This window comes from Actinacidiphila epipremni (genome assembly GCF_012034175.1).
GTDB lineage: Bacteria > Actinomycetota > Actinomycetes > Streptomycetales > Streptomycetaceae > Actinacidiphila > Actinacidiphila epipremni.
In genome coordinates this window covers 186036-201945 of sequence record NZ_JAATEJ010000011.1, presented here as the reverse complement: position 1 = coordinate 201945, position 15910 = coordinate 186036, and the positions used below count along the sequence as shown (strand labels likewise).

At 73.6% G+C, this 15910-nt stretch carries 16 protein-coding genes; 9 read left to right on the top strand and 7 right to left on the bottom strand.

Features of this window, described 5'->3' with window-relative positions; all coding sequences use genetic code 11:
• Positions 1 to 195: 195 nt before the first annotated feature.
• The 3 genes from HCN08_RS16375 (at position 196) to HCN08_RS16365 (ending at position 2790) form a co-directional block, all read left to right on the top strand.
• Positions 196 to 1182 (top strand): sensor histidine kinase, encoded by a 987-nt coding sequence (locus HCN08_RS16375; protein WP_167983816.1) that lies wholly within the window; start codon positions 196 to 198, stop codon positions 1180 to 1182.
• Positions 1145 to 1816 carry a response regulator transcription factor gene (locus HCN08_RS36585; RefSeq protein WP_167983815.1) on the top strand — a complete coding sequence of 224 codons (672 nt, stop codon included), beginning with the start codon at positions 1145 to 1147 and terminating at the stop codon, positions 1814 to 1816. Before HCN08_RS16375 ends, HCN08_RS36585 begins: the two co-directional genes overlap by 38 nt.
• Positions 1817 to 1986: 170 nt before the next feature.
• Complete coding sequence (locus HCN08_RS16365) at positions 1987 to 2790, top strand: AfsR/SARP family transcriptional regulator (protein ID WP_167983814.1); 804 nt, start codon at positions 1987 to 1989, stop codon at positions 2788 to 2790.
• A 67-nt stretch (positions 2791 to 2857) separates the two neighbouring features.
• Here the strand turns inward: HCN08_RS16365 and HCN08_RS16360 are convergent, their stop codons facing one another.
• Positions 2858 to 3502, bottom strand: a complete 645-nt coding sequence (locus HCN08_RS16360; RefSeq protein WP_167983813.1) for a MerR family transcriptional regulator — start codon at positions 3500 to 3502, stop codon at positions 2858 to 2860.
• 239 nt (positions 3503 to 3741) lie between these two features.
• On the opposite strand from HCN08_RS16360, the gene HCN08_RS16355 reads away from it, so the two are divergent.
• The 4 genes from HCN08_RS16355 (at position 3742) to HCN08_RS16340 (ending at position 6740) form a co-directional block, all read left to right on the top strand.
• Positions 3742 to 4770: an AfsA-related hotdog domain-containing protein gene (locus HCN08_RS16355; protein ID WP_167983812.1), complete on the top strand. Its 1029-nt coding sequence runs from the start codon at positions 3742 to 3744 to the stop codon at positions 4768 to 4770.
• A complete protein-coding gene (locus HCN08_RS16350; RefSeq protein WP_322974478.1) occupies positions 4767 to 5525 on the top strand; it encodes an HAD-IA family hydrolase in 759 nt (252 codons plus the stop codon). The genes HCN08_RS16355 and HCN08_RS16350 overlap by 4 nt, the downstream gene beginning before the upstream one ends.
• On the top strand, positions 5522 to 6226 hold the full coding sequence (fabG, locus tag HCN08_RS16345; protein WP_167983811.1) for a 3-oxoacyl-ACP reductase FabG: 705 nt from the start codon (positions 5522 to 5524) through the stop codon (positions 6224 to 6226). The genes HCN08_RS16350 and fabG overlap by 4 nt, the downstream gene beginning before the upstream one ends.
• A gap of 70 nt (positions 6227 to 6296) precedes the next feature.
• Complete coding sequence (locus HCN08_RS16340; protein WP_167983810.1) at positions 6297 to 6740, top strand: ester cyclase; 444 nt, start codon at positions 6297 to 6299, stop codon at positions 6738 to 6740.
• A gap of 198 nt (positions 6741 to 6938) precedes the next feature.
• Here the strand turns inward: HCN08_RS16340 and HCN08_RS16335 are convergent, their stop codons facing one another.
• From HCN08_RS16335 to HCN08_RS16325, 3 genes are read right to left on the bottom strand one after another with little or no spacing between them, the layout of a single operon-like run.
• Positions 6939 to 8075: a beta-ketoacyl synthase N-terminal-like domain-containing protein gene (locus HCN08_RS16335; RefSeq protein WP_167983809.1), complete on the bottom strand. Its 1137-nt coding sequence runs from the start codon at positions 8073 to 8075 to the stop codon at positions 6939 to 6941.
• Positions 8072 to 9310, bottom strand: coding sequence for a beta-ketoacyl-[acyl-carrier-protein] synthase family protein (locus tag HCN08_RS16330; RefSeq protein ID WP_167983808.1), 1239 nt, complete (start codon positions 9308 to 9310; stop codon positions 8072 to 8074). The genes HCN08_RS16335 and HCN08_RS16330 overlap by 4 nt, the downstream gene beginning before the upstream one ends.
• On the bottom strand, positions 9303 to 9578 hold the full coding sequence (locus HCN08_RS16325) for an acyl carrier protein (protein WP_167983807.1): 276 nt from the start codon (positions 9576 to 9578) through the stop codon (positions 9303 to 9305). Before HCN08_RS16325 ends, HCN08_RS16330 begins: the two co-directional genes overlap by 8 nt.
• A gap of 307 nt (positions 9579 to 9885) precedes the next feature.
• Between HCN08_RS16325 and HCN08_RS16320 the strand changes: the two genes are divergently transcribed.
• Positions 9886 to 11547: a phytoene desaturase family protein gene (locus HCN08_RS16320; RefSeq protein ID WP_167983806.1), complete on the top strand. Its 1662-nt coding sequence runs from the start codon at positions 9886 to 9888 to the stop codon at positions 11545 to 11547.
• 118 nt (positions 11548 to 11665) lie between these two features.
• Here the strand turns inward: HCN08_RS16320 and HCN08_RS16315 are convergent, their stop codons facing one another.
• The 3 genes from HCN08_RS16315 to HCN08_RS16305 form a co-directional block, all read right to left on the bottom strand.
• Positions 11666 to 12877, bottom strand: a complete 1212-nt coding sequence (locus HCN08_RS16315) for an SMP-30/gluconolactonase/LRE family protein (RefSeq protein ID WP_167983805.1) — start codon at positions 12875 to 12877, stop codon at positions 11666 to 11668.
• Positions 12878 to 13011: 134 nt separating this feature from the next.
• Positions 13012 to 14478 carry an MFS transporter gene (locus HCN08_RS16310; RefSeq protein ID WP_167983804.1) on the bottom strand — a complete coding sequence of 489 codons (1467 nt, stop codon included), beginning with the start codon at positions 14476 to 14478 and terminating at the stop codon, positions 13012 to 13014.
• Positions 14479 to 14558: 80 nt separating this feature from the next.
• Positions 14559 to 15065: a TetR/AcrR family transcriptional regulator gene (locus HCN08_RS16305; protein WP_167983803.1), complete on the bottom strand. Its 507-nt coding sequence runs from the start codon at positions 15063 to 15065 to the stop codon at positions 14559 to 14561.
• A gap of 148 nt (positions 15066 to 15213) precedes the next feature.
• Between HCN08_RS16305 and HCN08_RS16300 the strand changes: the two genes are divergently transcribed.
• Positions 15214 to 15906: a MerR family transcriptional regulator gene (locus HCN08_RS16300; RefSeq protein WP_167983802.1), complete on the top strand. Its 693-nt coding sequence runs from the start codon at positions 15214 to 15216 to the stop codon at positions 15904 to 15906.
• The last annotated feature ends 4 nt before the right edge of the window (positions 15907 to 15910 follow it).

The following is a 15910-nucleotide window of genomic DNA, read 5'->3' as shown; positions in this document are numbered from 1 at the left end:
CGAACCGCCGAACTCGCCGGTGGACAAAGCGAACGTTACGGGGGACGGCTGGTGCGTAACAAATCATTACGTGGTGTCGGGCGGGATCCGCTGGACTCCGCGGGGGGTGGGGTCGACGCGGCGTTCCAGGCGCTCGTCCCCGACGTGCTCGACGCATTCCGGCGCGGGTTGGTGGAATCAGGAAATCCACTTGGCGTGGACCAGGACTGCTGGCGGACCTGCCGGGGGCTGGCCGCGCGCATCCTCACCGCGAGCATGCGCGCGCTCGGCCACGACGTCGCGCCGCCGCCGGCCGCGGAGACCGGCGCCGACCGCGCCGCGGGCCGGCTGCACTCGGTGCTGCTCGCCCGCGACATCCCGCCGCTGGCGTCGGTCCAGGCCTGGCTGCTGCTCTTCCGGATCGCCGTCGACCGGCTCGGCGCGCTGGCCGGCGACCGGCAGGGCGAGCTGCTGCTGGCCCTGCACGAAGCCGTCACCGGCCAGCTCGCCGAGGACGTCCGCGGCTACGACCTGACGCTGCTGGACGCCGTCCAGGGCGCCGAGCAGCGCAGCCGGCTCGCGCTCGCCCGCGACGTGCACGACAGGATCGGCAGCGCCGCCAGCCTGGCGCTGCGCCAACTGGAGCTCTACGAGGTCAAGCACGGCCTGTCCGCGGACGACGACCCGCGGCTGCGCAGCCTCCAGGAGGCGGTGGTCGGCACCGTGCACACCGCACGCGACATCGTCAGCGAGCTGCGCACCGACACCCACACCAGCACCCTGTCGCTGCGGCTGGCGCTCACCGGCTTCGCCGAGGCCATGGGCGTGGAGGGCACGACCGTCGAGGTCGACACCGCCGACGCCGGGGACCTGCTGCCGCCCGCCATCGGCGACGAGCTGTTCGTCATGCTCAGGGAGTGCATCCGCAACGCGCTGACGCACGCCGCCGCGACCCGCGTCACCGTCGCGCTGCGCGTCGAGCGCGGCGAGGTGCACGCCGGGGTCCGCGACAACGGGGTCGGCTTCGCACCGGACGCGCGGCGGGGGGCGGGACTGGCGTCGCTGACCGAGCGGGTCGCACTCCTCGGCGGGCGGCTGGCCGTCGCCGGCGTTCCCGGGCGGGGTACGGCCATCGAGCTGTCCATCCCGATCGAGGAGACCGAACGTGCAGACCAGGGAAGGGCCGCCGTCCGCCACGGCTGAGCCGATCCGGATCATCGCCGTCGACGACCACTCGCTGCTGCGCGGCGCGCTGTGCCAGCTGATCGACTCCGAGCGCGACCTGCGGGTCGTGGCCGACGTCGGCACGTCCGACCGGCTCGCCGACCTCGTGGAGCGCACCCGCGCCCAGGTGGTGCTCATGGACGTCGAGATGCCCGGCCACCACGCGCCCACGGTCGTCGGCGAACTCACCACCCGCTTCCCCGACCTCCATGTGCTGATGCTCACCATGCACAACGACCCGCGACTCGTGTACGAACTGCTCGCCCGCGGCGCCCGCGGATACCTCCACAAGAGCGCCCCGCGCGAGTCCCTGCTGCTGGCGATCCGGGCGGTACGGGCCCGCGACCCGCAGGTCACCATCGCCGTGCCGCGCGGCGGCGTCGGCGAGCCCGAACCCCCCGCCACCGGCCAGCCGCTGCTGTCCGCCCGGGAAAGGGAAGTGCTCACGCTGACCGCCGCCGCGCTCAGCAACCGGCAGATCGCGGCCCGGCTGAAGATCACCGAGGGAACTGTCAAACGACACCTCAGGAACATATTCGGAAAACTGGGCGCGGTCTCACGTATCGACGCGGTAAACAAAGCAGTGGATGCTCACCTCATCAAACGGCCGTAAGCACCGGCGCCGCGACCGCCGCAATAATGGTGCCGAATAGAATGGCCGCTTGGCAATTACCTCTTTCGACGGATGCCGCTACGCCCCAAAGAGCATGTTCCACCGCCCCGCCCGTGCCGTAGATTCACCCACGAGCCCGCCGGCCGACCACGACCCGAACGGGGACTTCGATGACCGACACCCTCACGCTGCTGCCCGGCGCCACCACCGCGGTCGGCATCCGCATCCTGGGCCCGGTGGAGGTCCACGGCAACGGCGCCGTGCACCGCCCGCGCGGGCCCAAGGTGCGCAAGCTGCTCGCCCTGCTGGCCGTCCGCGCCCACGACATCGTCGACGTCGACACGCTCGTCGAGGAGCTGTGGGACGGCGCCGCCCCCGCGAGCGCGGTGAGCACCGTACGCACCCACGTCTACCACCTGCGCCAGGAGCTCTCCCAGGAGCTGGGACTGCCCGACATGCACGGCGTGATCAGCACCGAGGCGACCGGCTACTCGCTGCGGCCGGCCCCCGGCATGCTGGACGTCGAGGAGTTCACCCGGCTGTACGGGCAGGGCAGGGCCGCGCTGCACGCCGGCAGCTACGACGTCGCGCTCGACCGGCTGGACGCCGCGCTCGCCCTGTGGCGCGGCCGTACCCTCGCCGACGTGGCGCGCGGCCGGGTGCTGGCCGCGCACGCGACCCGGATCGAGGAGCTGCAGTCCCGCGCCAACGAGCTGCGCATCGAGGCGGCGATGCGGCTGGGCCGGCACCGCGAACTGGTGCCGGAGCTGCACCGGCTGATCGCGATCGACCCGCTCAACGAATGGCTGCACGCCCGGCTCATCGACGCCCTGCACCGCAGCGGCCGGCGCGGCGAGGCACTGCGGGCCTTCCACCAGGTGCGCCATGTGCTCGCCGAGGAGCTGGGCCTGGAGCCCTGCGAGGACCTGGTGCGGCTCCAGCGGCACATCCTGTCCGGCGCCGCCGCTTCCTGAGCGGGTCCGCCGGTACGCCCGCCCGTACGCGGTACGCCCGTACCCGCCCTGGGCCGTAGGGCCGCCGCTACGCCGAGTGGCGGGTCGGGCGGACCCGGCCGGAGACGTCCTCCTGGGCGATCCGGCGCAGCGCCGCCATCGCCGCGTCGCCGAGCACCGTGCCCAGCACCGCGCCCTCGACCTTGCCGTCCGCGCCCGGTACGTCCTCCAGCACCGCCAGCTCCGCGACGGCCAGCTCGCCGGCGCTGTCGGCGTAACGATCCAGCAGCGCCAGCAGGTCCTCGCGGTCCAGGTCCCGGTAGGTCACCACGATCTGCACCAGGGCCTTCCAGCCCGGGTTCTCCGGCTTGACCTCCCAGCCGTGCCGCTTGACCAGCTCGGCGACCTCCCGCTCGGCCTGCGCGCGGCGCCCCTCGTCGTCCTCGCGCTCGGCCGTGGGCCGGGTGATCGCGGACTGGGCCACCCCGAGCACGCCGTGGATGGTGGTGAACGGCGAGTCGACCTTCGCCAGCACCTCGCGGGCCGCCGCGACCGACAGGCCGCCGACCTCCAGCATCGCCCGGATGAGCTTGAGCCTGCGCACATGCGACTCGGAGTACGACACCTGGTTGGGGCTGGTCCGCTGGCCCGCGGGCAGCAGGCCCTCGCGCGAGTAGAACTTGATCGTCGGAACCGGTACCCCGGTACGCCGCGACAGGTCGCCGATACGCATTGCACCAGGATACTGCGCGGACCTCACCCGGGCCCAGGCCCGCACCCCGCACGCCCCCGCCGTACGCCCCCCTCCGCCGCCGCAACCCGGCGTCTCCCGTGCCCCTCGCGTCCCCCTTCCGCGCTCCTTCCGCGCTTCTTTCATGCCGCTTCCATCGCCGCTGCACACGCGTGACATCGGGCTTCGAACGGCCGCTGCCAAGCTGGCACCGCAGGCCCACCCCAGCCGAAGGACGAGGTATGACCACACCCGTGGACCGGCAAGCCCCCGTGGTGCCCGTCGAGCTCGACTACGGCCGCACCATCGACCGCTCCCTGGTCCACCGGGAAGCGGTCTCCGAGGTCTTCGTCACCGACGTACGGCCCGTCGCCGACCGCCTGGTCAGCGCGGCCGTCCAGCTCCCGCTCAACCACGGCTACTACAACGACCATGTGCAGCGGCCCGCCGCCCATGACGCGCTGCTGCTGCTGGAGGCCGGCCGGCAGGCCGCCATCGCCGGCAGCCACGTCCACATCGGCCTGTCCCCGGGCACGCTGATGATCGTCGACACCTTCCGGCTCGAACTGCCCGGCTTTCGGCACCTGTTCGTCGGCGCGGCGCCCGGCCGGCTGCGGATCGACACCGACTACATCGGCGAGCCCACCCGGCGCGGGCGCTACCGCAAGGGCAAGGTCGTGCAGCGCTTCCTCATCGCGGGCGGCGACGGCGGCCCCGGCGGCGACGGCCCCGGCGGCACCGTCGAGGCCGGCGAGCACGAGATGGACGTGCTGTTCCTCAACCACCACGAGCACGACGTGCTCCGCCGCGCCCAGCGCGGCACCCCCGCGCCGCTCACCTCGCACTACCGCGACCGCGAGGACGCCGGCGGCGGCCCGGTCCGGGTCGAGCCCGCGCGGGTCGGCCGCTCCTCGCCGGTCAACGTCACGCTGTCCGACCCGCGCGCGGACGGCGGGACCGTCTCGGCGGCCGTCACCCCGCGCTTCGACAACCGGGCGCTGTTCGACCACGTCTACGACCACCTGCCCGCCATGACGCTCGTCGAGGCCGCCCGGCAGCTGGCCGTCCTCACCTCCGGCGCCCCGCTGACGACGTACGCCACCGGGTTCACCGCCGCCTTCAGCCGGTTCGCCGAACTCGACGCCCCGCTGCGCGCGCAGGCCCCGGCCGGCAGTACGGGGGCCGGCGAGCGGACCGTACCGGTGCGGTTCGTGCAGGACGGCGCCGAGATCGCCCGTATCACCGTCACCACGACCGGGGGAGCCCCGTGAGCCCGACGCGCACCGCGCACCTCGCCGTATGGTCCGACTTCGGCGGGGTGCTGACCCCGCCGATCGCCCACACCATGGGCACCTTCTGCAAGCGCCAGGGCATCGACCCCGGCGTGCTCCAGCAGGCGCTCGGCACGGTCACCGCCCGCTACGGCACCCGCGACATCATGGAGCCCATCGACACCCCGCTGGTCAGCGAGGAGGCGTGGCTCGCCGAGATCTCCGAGGTGCTGGACAAGGAGCACGGCGTGAGCGGCGTCCGGCTCAGCACGCTCGCCGACGCCTGGTTCGACGGCCGGGAGACCAACCACGCGTGGGTCGCGCAGCTGCGCACCGCCCGGGCCCGCGGCGCGTTCGTCGGGATGCTCTCCAACATGGTCCCGACGTGGGACGCGCACTGGCGGCGGATGGTCGACGTGCCCGCGCTCTTCGACGACGTCGTGCTGTCCTTCGAGGTCGGGGCGCGCAAGCCGGCGCCGCGGATGTTCGCGCTGGCCGCCGAGCGGGCCGGGGTGCCGGCCGAGCGGTGCGTGCTGGTGGACGACCTCGACCACAACTGCGCCGGGGCCGAGGCGGCCGGCTGGCAGGCCGTGCACTTCACCGGCACCGAGGCCGCGGCCGGCCGGCTCACCGCGCTGCTGGACGCCGCCGGCGCGCCCGCCGCCTTCGCCCCCGCGGCCACCGCCGCCGTGCCCGCCCCCGTACCCGCCGCCCCGGAGGACCGGGACGCCGACCGAGAAGGAGCCGACCGATGAGCCGTTCCGTGCTCGTGACCGGCGGGAACCGGGGCATCGGCCTCGCGACCGCGCGGCTGCTCGCCGAGCAGGGCGACAAGGTCGCCGTCACCTACCGCACCGGCGAACCGCCCGAGGGGCTGTTCGGGGTGCGCTGCGACGTCACCGACCCCGAGTCGGTGCGGCGCGCCGTCGACGAGGCGCGCATCCAGCACGGCCCCATCCAGGTGCTGGTCTCCAACGCCGGCATCACCCGCGACAACCTGCTCGTCGGCATGCCCGACGACGACTTCCGGGCCGTCATCGAGACCAACCTGCTCTCCGCGGTGACGGTCGCCCGCGAGGTCGTGCCGGACATGGTCAAGGCCCGCTGGGGCCGGGTGGTGCTGATGTCGTCCACGACCGCCATGGCCGGCGCGCCCGGCCAGACCAACTACGCCGCCGCCAAGGCCGGCCTGATCGGCTTCGGCCGTTCGCTGGCCCGCGAGGTGGGGCGCCGCAACATCACGGTCAACATCGTCTCGCCCGGCCTGATCGAGACCGACATGGTCAAGGACGTCACCGACGCCCGGCGCGCCCATGTCCTGTCCCAGACCTCGCTGTTCCGCCCCGGCACCGCCGAGGAGGTGGCCGCGGCCGTCCGGTTCCTGGTGAGCGAGGAGGCGTCGTACGTCACCGCGGCGATCCTGCCGGTCACCGGCGGCCTCGGCGTCGGCCACTGATCCGCAACCTCCGCTCAGCCCGCTCAGTTCGTTCCGCTTGTTCCCGCTCGTCCGCAACGGAAGGAAGCGCATGTCCAACGACACCGTGCTGGGGATCGCCCAGCAGATGGGCAAGGTCTTCAACGACCTCGACGAGAAGACCGCGTACGAACTCGTCGCCGACGACTTCGTCGACTACGAGGCCCCGCCCGGGACGCCCGGCGGCCCGGCCGGCTACCTCGGCACCGCCCGCTGGATGAACTCGGTCTTCTCCGAGGCCAGCTGGGACCACATCGACTCCTTCGCCGACGGCGACAAGGCCGTCATCCGGGTGCGCTTCACCGGCATCCACACCGGCAACTTCCTCGGCTTCGAGGGCAAGGGCGCCAAGGTGGACGTCGAGCACATCCACATCTACCGGGTCGGCGACGACGGCCTGGTCCACGAGCACTGGGCCTGCCGCCAGGACCTGTTCCTGCTCGCCCAGATCGGCGCGGTCCAGCTCCAGCTGCCCCCCACCGGCACGCAGGCCTGACCCGCCCCGCACCAGGAGCCGCCGACCCACCCCCGGGGCCGGCGGCTCCGCCGTGTCCGCAGGGCCGTACGCGACTCCCGCACCCGCCCCCCCCGCGCCCCGCACCGCCCCCGTACCCGCGCACACGGCGACGCCCGCGGCCGGCAGGGGCCGCGGGCGTCGGGTCCGGGTCGCGCGGGCAGTACGGCTCGCGCGGGGTCAGTGCGGGGCGCGCACGACCAGGGCGGCGGCGTTGCCGTCCCGGCCGACGGAGGTCACCAGGCCCGCGACGGGGCCGGCCGGCGGGGCGGCCTGCCAGCGGGCCAGCAGCGCCGCCAGCTGCAGCGCGCCGCCCGCGCTGAAGGTCTCGCCCAGCAGGTCCGAGACCCGCAGCGCGGCCGGCAGCCGGCCGCCCAGCGCGAGCCGCACCCCGCGCTCCTCGATCCGGTCCAGGCCCCGGTGGTGCGCGGCGCCCAGCGACACCGCCTGCACCTCCTCGGGCCGCACCCCGCTGCGTACCAGCGCCCGGGCCACCGCGTCGGCGAGCCCCTCCGCCCAGGCCCGCGGGTCGGGCGTGAACCGCACCTCGCACGCCAGGAGCTCGGCGAGCGCGCCCGGCGCCGGGTCGCGCTGCACCGCGAAGACCGCCGCGCCCTCACCGAGCGCCGCGTCCTCGTGCAGCACCCCGGTGCGGTGCCACGCCCATGCCGCCGGGGCGTTCAGCTCCTCGGCGCCGCCCACCAGAAGCCGGTCCGCGCGCCCCAGCGTCAGCGCGAGCCGCGCATGCCGGAAGGCCAGCAGCGAGGCCGTCTGGCCGCCCGCCACCGTCGCGTTGAGGCCGCGCAGCCCGTTGCGGATCGCGATCTGCCCCGACGTGCTGTTCATGACCGTGTTGGGGAAGCGCCCGGGGTTGACCAGGTACGGCTTGTCCATCGTGAGCGTGTCGTACAGCAGCGTGCTGTGCGTCGACGTCGAGCCGGTGTTGGTGGCGAGCACCACGCCGGTACGCGGCCCGGCCGCCTCGTCCACCGGCCCGTCGCGCAGCACGTGCTTGCACGCCACCAGGCCGAACGAGGTGAGCCGGTCCAGGTACTTGGTGCCCTTGCGGCCGAAGTGCTCCTTGACGTCGAAGCCGTGGACCGCCCGCACCGGACGCGGCGGGTAGGGCACCGCCTCGTCCACCGCGGGCCCCGCGGCCGGCGCCTCCGCGCGGTCGGGGTACGCCAGCGCCGCCAGGCTCTGCCCCGCGGACGTCACGACGCCCACCGAGGTGACGTAGAGGGGCCGTACGACGGCCGGGGCGGCGGCGGTGCGCACCCCGGCCGGCGTGCCGGCTGCCTCGCTGAGGGATGTCACGAGACCCTCCCGAAGACGGTGATGACGTTGTTGCCGCCGAAGGCGAAGCCGTGGTTCTGCACGATGTCCAGCCGCGCCGCCCGCCCGGTGCCGGGCACGCAGTCCACGCCGGGCCCGAGCTTCGGGTCGGGCGCGGTGACGTTCGCGGTCGGCGGCAGGAAGTTTTGCTCCAGCGCCTTGCAGCAGGCGATCGCCCCGAAGCCGGAGGCGGCGCCCATGGTGTGGCCGAGCATCGACTTGATGGAGCTGATCGGCGGCATGGCGTCGCCGAACACCTCGCGGACCGCGGCCACTTCGGTGGAGTCGTTGGTCGGGGTGCCGGTGCCGTGCGCGCAGATGTAGTCGATCTGCTCCGCCCGCACCCCGGCCGCCCGGTGCGCCGCCCTGATGCACTCGGCGATGCTCGCGGCGTCCGGGTGCACCATGTGCGTGGCGTCGCAGTTGGCCGCGTAGCCCAGCACCTCGGCGTAGATCCGCGCCCCGCGGGCGACCGCGTGCCCGTACGTCTCCAGCACCAGCACCGCGCCGCCCTCGCCGGTCACGATGCCCGAGCGCTCGGCGGCGAACGGCCGCGGCACGTCCTCGGCCATGGCGCCGAGCGCGTAGAAGCCGGCGTGGGTGAGCCGGTTGACGGCGTCGGCGCCGCCGGCCAGCATCACGTCGGCCTCGCCGCTGCGGACGAGGTCGTAGGCGTAGCCCAGCGCGTAGTTGGACGCCGAGCAGGCGGTGGGGATGGTCTGGGTCTCGCCGATGAGGCCCAGTTCGGTGCTCACCGCGTTGGCGATCCGCGACGCCGGCACCTGGCCGGCCAGTTCGCCGTCCAGGCCCGGCAGGCCGGCCGCCAGCCACTGCTCGGCGAGCGCCTGCACCACCGCGGACTCGCCGCTGGTGGTGCCGAGGATCGCGCCGGCCCGGGTGAGCTCCAGCAGCCCCTCGTCGATGCCGGCGTCGGCGACCGCGAGCCGGGCCGCCGCGGCGGCCAGCAGGCCGCTGCGGCCCCAGCGCTGCGGGTCCAGCCGCTTGAGGTGGCCGGCCGGGTCAAAGTCCAGCACCTCGCCGGCCAGCCGGCGCGGGAAGCCGCTCGCGTCGAAGCTGCGGATCGGCGCGGTCCCGTCGGCGCCCTCGCGGACCGCGGAGGCGAACACGTCGGCGCCGATGCCGACGGGGGAGACCGCCCCGAGGCCGGTGATGACCACCCGGCGCCGCTGCGCGGCACCGCCGGCGGGCTCAGCCATTCCCGTTCCCTCCGGCATAGCGCTCCACGGCGTCGGCGAGCGCCTTGAGGTTCACCAGCTCGCCCAGTTCCTCGCTGGGAATGGCGACGCCCAATTCCTTCTCGATGCGCGAAACCACCGTGATGAGCGACAGCGAGTCGCTCTCGTAGTCGTCGATGAAGTGCCCGTTGTCGGTCAGCTCGCCCTCTTCGAGCTCCAGCTCCTCGATGACGATCGCACTGACCTTGTCCCGGTACTCCGCGCTCGGTTCCACGACCTGATGTGACATCGTCGTACCTCTCTCCAGCTGCACTACCAGTGGCTTTGGGCGTGAAAAACGTAAACTCCGGGCACTTGTGCGAGCAAGGGAAGGCTCCTCCAAAGACACAGCGCATCCCCCGGAAGAAACATCGCCCCCGCGCATTCCCGACCGCGCTTTCATCGGCCTTCTATCGCTTTTCGACCTCCCCTTCACCGCCCTTTCAGCGATCTTGGGCGGCCTTTCCAGTCCGGCTCGGGAAAATCGGACGGCGGCGGCAGGCCCTGCCGTCGCGGGAGAGGAAAACCGGAGAAACGGAAAGAGGGTGGTCGGGGCCATGACCCGCGACAGGCAGCACCGGCAGTGGGACGCCGTGGTCATCGGCTCCGGGATCGGCGGGCTGGTGTGCGCGGCCTATCTCGCGGTCACCGGCCGCCGGGTGCTGGTGGCCGAGCAGGGCGGGGTCGCCGGCGGCAACAGCCATGTCTTCCGCCGCAGGCGCGCCTACGAGTTCGACGTCGGCGTGCACTACCTCGGCGACTGCGGCCCCGGCGGGCTGCTGCCCGCCATCACCGACGGCCTGGGCCTGCGCGACCGGCTGGACTACCGCGAGCTGGACCGCGACGGCTTTGACCGCATCCTCATCCCCGGCGCCGCCCTGGACATGCCCGCCGACTGGGCGCAGTACCGCGCCCGGCTGCTCGCGCTGTGCCCGCGGGACGCCGCCGGCATCGACGCCTTCCTCGACGTCGTGGCCGGCCTCGGCCAGGAGCGGCGGGACGCCATCGTCGCCGCCGAGGACGTACCCGTCACCGAACTGCCGCAGGCCGCGCCGCAGTCGGTGGCGTGGGGCCGCCGGATGCTCGCCGAGCTCTTCGACCACTGCGGCCTGTCCCCGCGCGCCCGCACCCTGCTGGCCGCCCAGTCGCCCAACTACGGCATGGCGCCCGACGAGGCGTCCGTGGCCCTGCACGCCACCGTCACCGACCACTACGTACGCGGCGCCTACTACCCGCACGGCGGCGGCCAGATGCTCGCCGCGGGCCTGCTGGAGGTCATCCGCGCGCACGGCGGCGCGCTGCGCACCCGCAGCCTGGTCACCCGCATCACCCTGGACGGGCAGCGCGCCGGCGGCGTCGTCTTCGCCGACGGCAGCCGCGCGCAGGCGCCCGTCGTGGTCTCCAACGCCGACTACCGGCGCACCATGCTGGAGCTGGTCGGCGCCGAGCAGCTGCCGCGCAGGCTCGCCGCCAAGACCCGCGACGCCCGCATGGCGCTGCCCTGGGCGACCGTCTACGTGGCCCTCGACCGCGACCTCGGGCGGCACGCCAACCTGTGGTGGTACCGCGGCGACGACATCGAGCGCTTCTACCGCGACCTGCGGGCCGGCGCCGCGCCGGCCGGCGGGGACTTCCTCTTCGCGTCCTTCGCCTCCGGCAAGGACCCGCACGGCCCGCGGGTGTGCCCGCCCGGCCACTCCAACTTCCAGCTCATGACGCTGTGCCCGCCCGGCTTCGACACCTGGGGCGGCGCCGAGGACGCCGCCGGCGGCCACTACCGCACGACGGCCGGCTACCGGCGGGAGAAGGCCCGGCTCACCGAGACCGTCCTGGACACCGCCGAGGAGCTGCTCGGCCCGCTGCGCGGCCACATCACCCACGTGGAGACCGCGACCCCGCTCACCCACCAGCGCTACACGCTCTCCTCCGGCGGCACCCCGTTCGGCATGGCCCACTGGGGCACCCCCGGCAACCGCCCGGACAACGCCACCTTCGTCGAGGGCCTGTACGTCGCCGGCGCCGACACCCGGCACGGCAACGGCATCACCGGCGCCGCGGTGAGCGGCATCTCCTGCGCCGGGCGCATCACCGGCCGGCGGCTCATGCACGAGGTGCACGCCGGCGCCGTGCTCGGCGACCCGGCGCTGCTGCCGCCCCGCCCGGCCGGCTGGGACCCGCTGGTGGTCTCCCGCGGCGACTCCGCCCGCGCCGCCGCCTGAAGGCCCGGCGGACGGCACAGACCGCCGCCCCGGCCGTGCAGGCGGCCGGGGCGGCGGTCTTTTCACCGGGGAGGTGAGCCGGGGGGGTCCGGGGTCCGGGGAGGCGGGCCCGGGGGTGTCAGAAGTCCAGGCGCTCCAGCCAGAACTCGTCCGTCGTGCCGGACTGCGTCATGAGGACGGCCAGCCGCCCGCTGAGCACGTACGGCGCCGGGCCGCCGATCGCGACCGTCGTCGGGCCCTCCACCGGCCACGGGTCGGTCTGGTGCACCACCCGGCTGGTGCGCCAGCCGTCGGAGGTCGCGAGCTCGGTGACCGCGTCGATGCCGCCGGGGATGCCGTGCAGGGCGCCCAGCGTGTTCTGGACGGCCAGCAGCCGGCCGTTGGGCTCCAGGACCAGGCCGTCCACGCCGCGCATCGACACGGGCACCTGGACGAGCCGGGCCGCCGGGTGGCGGGTCAGCGGGATCTTGAAGACCGCGCCGGTGTCGTGCCGGCTGACCAGCAGGTAGCCGCCCGGGCTCCACTCGATGCCGTTGAGGCCGATGGAGTCGTCGGAGAACCGGTCGTCGGTCAGCAGCACGCTGACCCGGCCCCTGAGGTCGATCTGCTGGAGGCTGTCGGAGACGGAGTCGGTGACGTAGATCGTGCCGGTCCGCTCGTCGACGGCCAGGTCGTTGGCGAAGTTGTCGGGGCGGCCGACCCCGGTGTCGATCTTCCGCTCCAGCTTGCCGGTGCGCAGGTTGATGATCGCCACGCCCGACGTCGGCGGCTGGTCGACCTGCATGAGCCGGCGCACCCAGTAGTCGGTGTAGACGACGACGATGCGGTTGCGCGGCACGTCCACCTTGATGCCGAGCGTGGAGACCAGGCCGAGGCTCGGCGTCAGCTCCTTGACGGTGCCGTCCAGGCCCACGACGGAGACGTTGCCCTGGCGGGCCGAGCCGACCAGGAAGGCGTGCCGGGTCGGGTCCCAGGTGATGCTCTCCGGGTACAGCTCATGGGCCTGCGCGTTGATGGTCTGCGGCGGCTGCGCCGGGTGGTGGTGGCCGCCGTGCCCGGCGGGGGCGGCCTGCGCGGCGGCGGGCGCGCCGAGCGCGGCGGCCAGCAGCGCGGCGACCGAGGCCGCGGCGGCGGCCCACGTACGCCGCCCGCGGACCGTGGCGCGGGACTTGCGGCGTATTCGGCCGGCGGCCGGGGCGTGCCCGGCGCGGCTCGCGGCCACGGTGTGCGGTGCGGCGTCGGCGTACGGTGCGGTGTCGGTGTGCGGTGCGGTGTCGGTGTGCGGTGCGGTGCCGGTGTGCTGCGGGGTCCTTAACGGCTGCGTGGTCATGTGCACAGTCCTCGATGCTCGGCAAAAGGAACGGGGAAACACGGCGGCCTGCCGCCGCTACGGGGGAGGCGACGGCAGACCTGTCCATGGGGGCCGGTGCGCGGGGCGCCCGGTGGGGCCCCGCACCGGCGGTGTCACTCGGTGGGCGTGAGCGCGGCCTCGCCCCGCGCGGCGGCGCCGGCGGTGGCCGGGTCGCCCTCTTCGGGGGCGGCGCTGATGTGCCGCGGGATGAGCAGCGCGGCGACGATGCCCAGCGAGACGATGACGACGCCGAGCCACATGGCCGGCTGGAGGCCGTCGACGAAGGCGGTGGCGGCCTGGGCCTTGGTGCCGGCCGCGTGGCCGGCGAACTCGTGGGTGAAGACGGTGGTCAGCACGGCGATGCCGACGGCGCCGCCGAACTCGCGGATGGTGTTGTTCACGCCGGACGCCTTGTTGTGCTCGCTCTCGCGCACCGAGCCGATCACGGTGGCCGGGTTGGCGGCGAAGATCAGGCCCATGCCGACGCCGGCCATCACCATCGCCGGGATCATCGCCCCGTACGACACGTCGGGCGCGACGATCAGCGCGAGCCACGCCAGCGCGCCGGCCTGGAGGGCCGAGCCGACCGCCTGGAGCAGGCCGCCGCCGATCCGCTCGACGACCAGGCTGGTGAGCGGCACGACGATCATCGGGGCGGCCGTCCACGGCAGTGTCCGCAGGCCCGCCTCGAAGGGCGAGTAGCCCATCGGGCCCTGCAGGAACTGCGCGAGGAAGAAGATCGAGCCGAAGACGCCGAAGTACATGCTGAAGGACACGAAGTTGCTCAGCATGAACGCCCGGACCCGGTACATCCGCAAGGGGATCAGCGGCGGGTTCGCGCGGCGCTGGTAGAGGGCGAAGACGATCAGCAGCGCGCCGGCGGCCAGCAGCCCGGCGAGCGTGCCGGCCGAGCCCCAGCCGTGGTCGGCGGCGCGCACGATGCCCCACACCCCGGCGACCACCGCGACGACCACCAGCGCCATGCCGCGGATGTCCAGCACCCGCTCGGGCCCCTTGCTCTCCCGGATCGACCACAGCGCGAGCGGCACCGCGACGATGCCGACGGGCACGTTGATCCAGAAGATCCAGTGCCAGTCCAGGCCCTGGGTGACCAGGCCGCCGGCCAGCGGGCCGACGGCGATGCCGAGGCCGTTGACCCCGCCCCACACGCCGACCGCCATGTTGCGCTGCTTGGCGGTGACCGCGTTGACCGCGAGCGTCAGCGACACCGGCAGGATCATCGCGGCGCCGGCGCCCTGGAGGACCCGGGCGGTGACCAGTACCGCGACCGAGTCCGACAGCGCGCACGCGGCGGAGGAGGCGGTGAACAGCACGATGCCCCAGGTGAACACCCGCAGCCGCCCGAACCGGTCGCCGAGCGCCGCCCCGGCGAGCAGCAGCCCGGCGAAGGACAGCATGTAGCCGTTGACCACCCACTCCAGCTGCGACTGCTTGGTGTGGAGGTCCTTGGCGATGTCGGCCAGCGCGTTGGTGACGACCAGGTTGTCCAGCGACACCATGAACATCGGGAGGGACGTGGCCAGGAGTGCCCACAGCACGCCCGGACTCTTTCGGGTCATTTCCGTCTCCACGGGGAGGGTGGTCTTATGGCTCCTCTAACTGAAACGTAGACTATCGATAGTCTTACTGTCAATGCGGCTCAGTGTGTCACGGGGCGGCGCTCGGCGATCCCCAGCGCCACCATGACGTTGATCAGCATCCCGCCCGACATGAACTCGGTGACCGCCTCGTCCGGCAGCCCGGTCAGCCGGGTGACCAGCTCCCACAGGTCGTCCCACCACCGGCTGACGGCCTGGCGCACCTGCTCGTCGCAGCTCGCCGAGACGTACAGCTGCATCTGCATCATCAGCAGCTCGCGGTCCACCGCCAGCTCCCGGTACGCCTCCGACATCGCCTTGAGTGCGCACTCCCCGCTGCACCCGTGAGCTGCGGCCTCGAAGGCCAGCGAGGTGCGGCGGAAGCAGTGCTCGCCGGCCGCGAGGAAGATGTCCAGCTTGGTGTTGTAGAGCCGGAAGAGGTACGGCTGCGACACCCCCACCGCCCGGGCGATCGCATCGGTCGACGTGCCGTGCAGGCCGCGCCGGGAGAACTCCTGCACCGCCGCCCGGACGACCTCGGTGCGGCGCTCGTCCGCCGTCTTTCTCATGGGCTGAGTCCTCCTCCAGGGCTGACTTCCTCGCACGGAACGACGGAGGCGCACCCGCGGTGCGCCCTGCTTTCGATTGTTCTACTATCAATAGTAGACAGTGCCGCTCTCGATACGCCAGAGCTACCTATCCGGGACAGGGGGAGCGTTGCGTATCTCCGAACTCAGCAGCCGCAGCGGAGTGTCCATCGCGACGATCAAGTACTACATCCGCGAGGGACTGCTCCCGGCCGGCCGGCCTGTCGCGGCCAACCAGGCCGACTACGACGAGGACCACCTGCGCCGGCTGCGCCTGGTCCGCGCCCTGGTCGCCGAGCGCGGCCTGCCGGTGAGCACCGCCGCGGACGTGCTGGCCGTCCTCGCCGAGACCGGGACGCAGAACGGCACCGACGGGACCGACGGCACCGACGAGGACGGCGCCGCCGGGGGCGAGGGCCGCGGTGTGCACCGGGTCCTCGGCCGGGTCTTCGGCGCCATGGACACCGCACGGGACCGCGAACGCGCCGCCTCCGAGGCCGGGTTGACCGAAGTACGCCGCCTGGTCACCGCCATGGGCTGGCGCATCCACCCCCGCTCGGCCGCCGTCCCCGCGCTCGCCCGCGCCCTGGACGCCCTCGACCAGCTCGGCGTCCGGATCGACTGCCGCACCCTGCTGCCGTACGCCCGGCTCGCCGAGCGCACCGCCGAGGTCGACCTCGACCTGCTCGCCGCCGCACCCGCCGGCAGCGACCTCGCCGAGCACGCCGTCCTGCTCACCGTGCTGCTCGACCCGGCCCTGCTCGTGCTGCGCCGCCTCGCCCAGGAGCACCACTCCGCGGCCCGGCAGCCGGACCCCACGTGAGGGC

What these genes read in the sequence shown, in the direction of transcription:
- HCN08_RS16365 (WP_167983814.1), top strand. Translation starts at nt 1,987, where the DNA reads ATGACCGACACCCTCACGCTGCTGCCCGGCGCCACCACCGCGGTCGGC.
- HCN08_RS16360 (WP_167983813.1), bottom strand. Translation starts at nt 3,502, where the DNA reads ATGCGTATCGGCGACCTGTCGCGGCGTACCGGGGTACCGGTTCCGACG.
- HCN08_RS16355 (WP_167983812.1), top strand. Translation starts at nt 3,742, where the DNA reads ATGACCACACCCGTGGACCGGCAAGCCCCCGTGGTGCCCGTCGAGCTC.
- fabG (WP_167983811.1), top strand. Translation starts at nt 5,522, where the DNA reads ATGAGCCGTTCCGTGCTCGTGACCGGCGGGAACCGGGGCATCGGCCTC.
- HCN08_RS16340 (WP_167983810.1), top strand. Translation starts at nt 6,297, where the DNA reads ATGTCCAACGACACCGTGCTGGGGATCGCCCAGCAGATGGGCAAGGTC.
- HCN08_RS16330 (WP_167983808.1), bottom strand. Translation starts at nt 9,310, where the DNA reads ATGGCTGAGCCCGCCGGCGGTGCCGCGCAGCGGCGCCGGGTGGTCATC.
- HCN08_RS16325 (WP_167983807.1), bottom strand. Translation starts at nt 9,578, where the DNA reads ATGTCACATCAGGTCGTGGAACCGAGCGCGGAGTACCGGGACAAGGTC.
- HCN08_RS16320 (WP_167983806.1), top strand. Translation starts at nt 9,886, where the DNA reads ATGACCCGCGACAGGCAGCACCGGCAGTGGGACGCCGTGGTCATCGGC.
- HCN08_RS16315 (WP_167983805.1), bottom strand. Translation starts at nt 12,877, where the DNA reads ATGACCACGCAGCCGTTAAGGACCCCGCAGCACACCGGCACCGCACCG.
- HCN08_RS16310 (WP_167983804.1), bottom strand. Translation starts at nt 14,478, where the DNA reads ATGACCCGAAAGAGTCCGGGCGTGCTGTGGGCACTCCTGGCCACGTCC.
- HCN08_RS16305 (WP_167983803.1), bottom strand. Translation starts at nt 15,065, where the DNA reads ATGAGAAAGACGGCGGACGAGCGCCGCACCGAGGTCGTCCGGGCGGCG.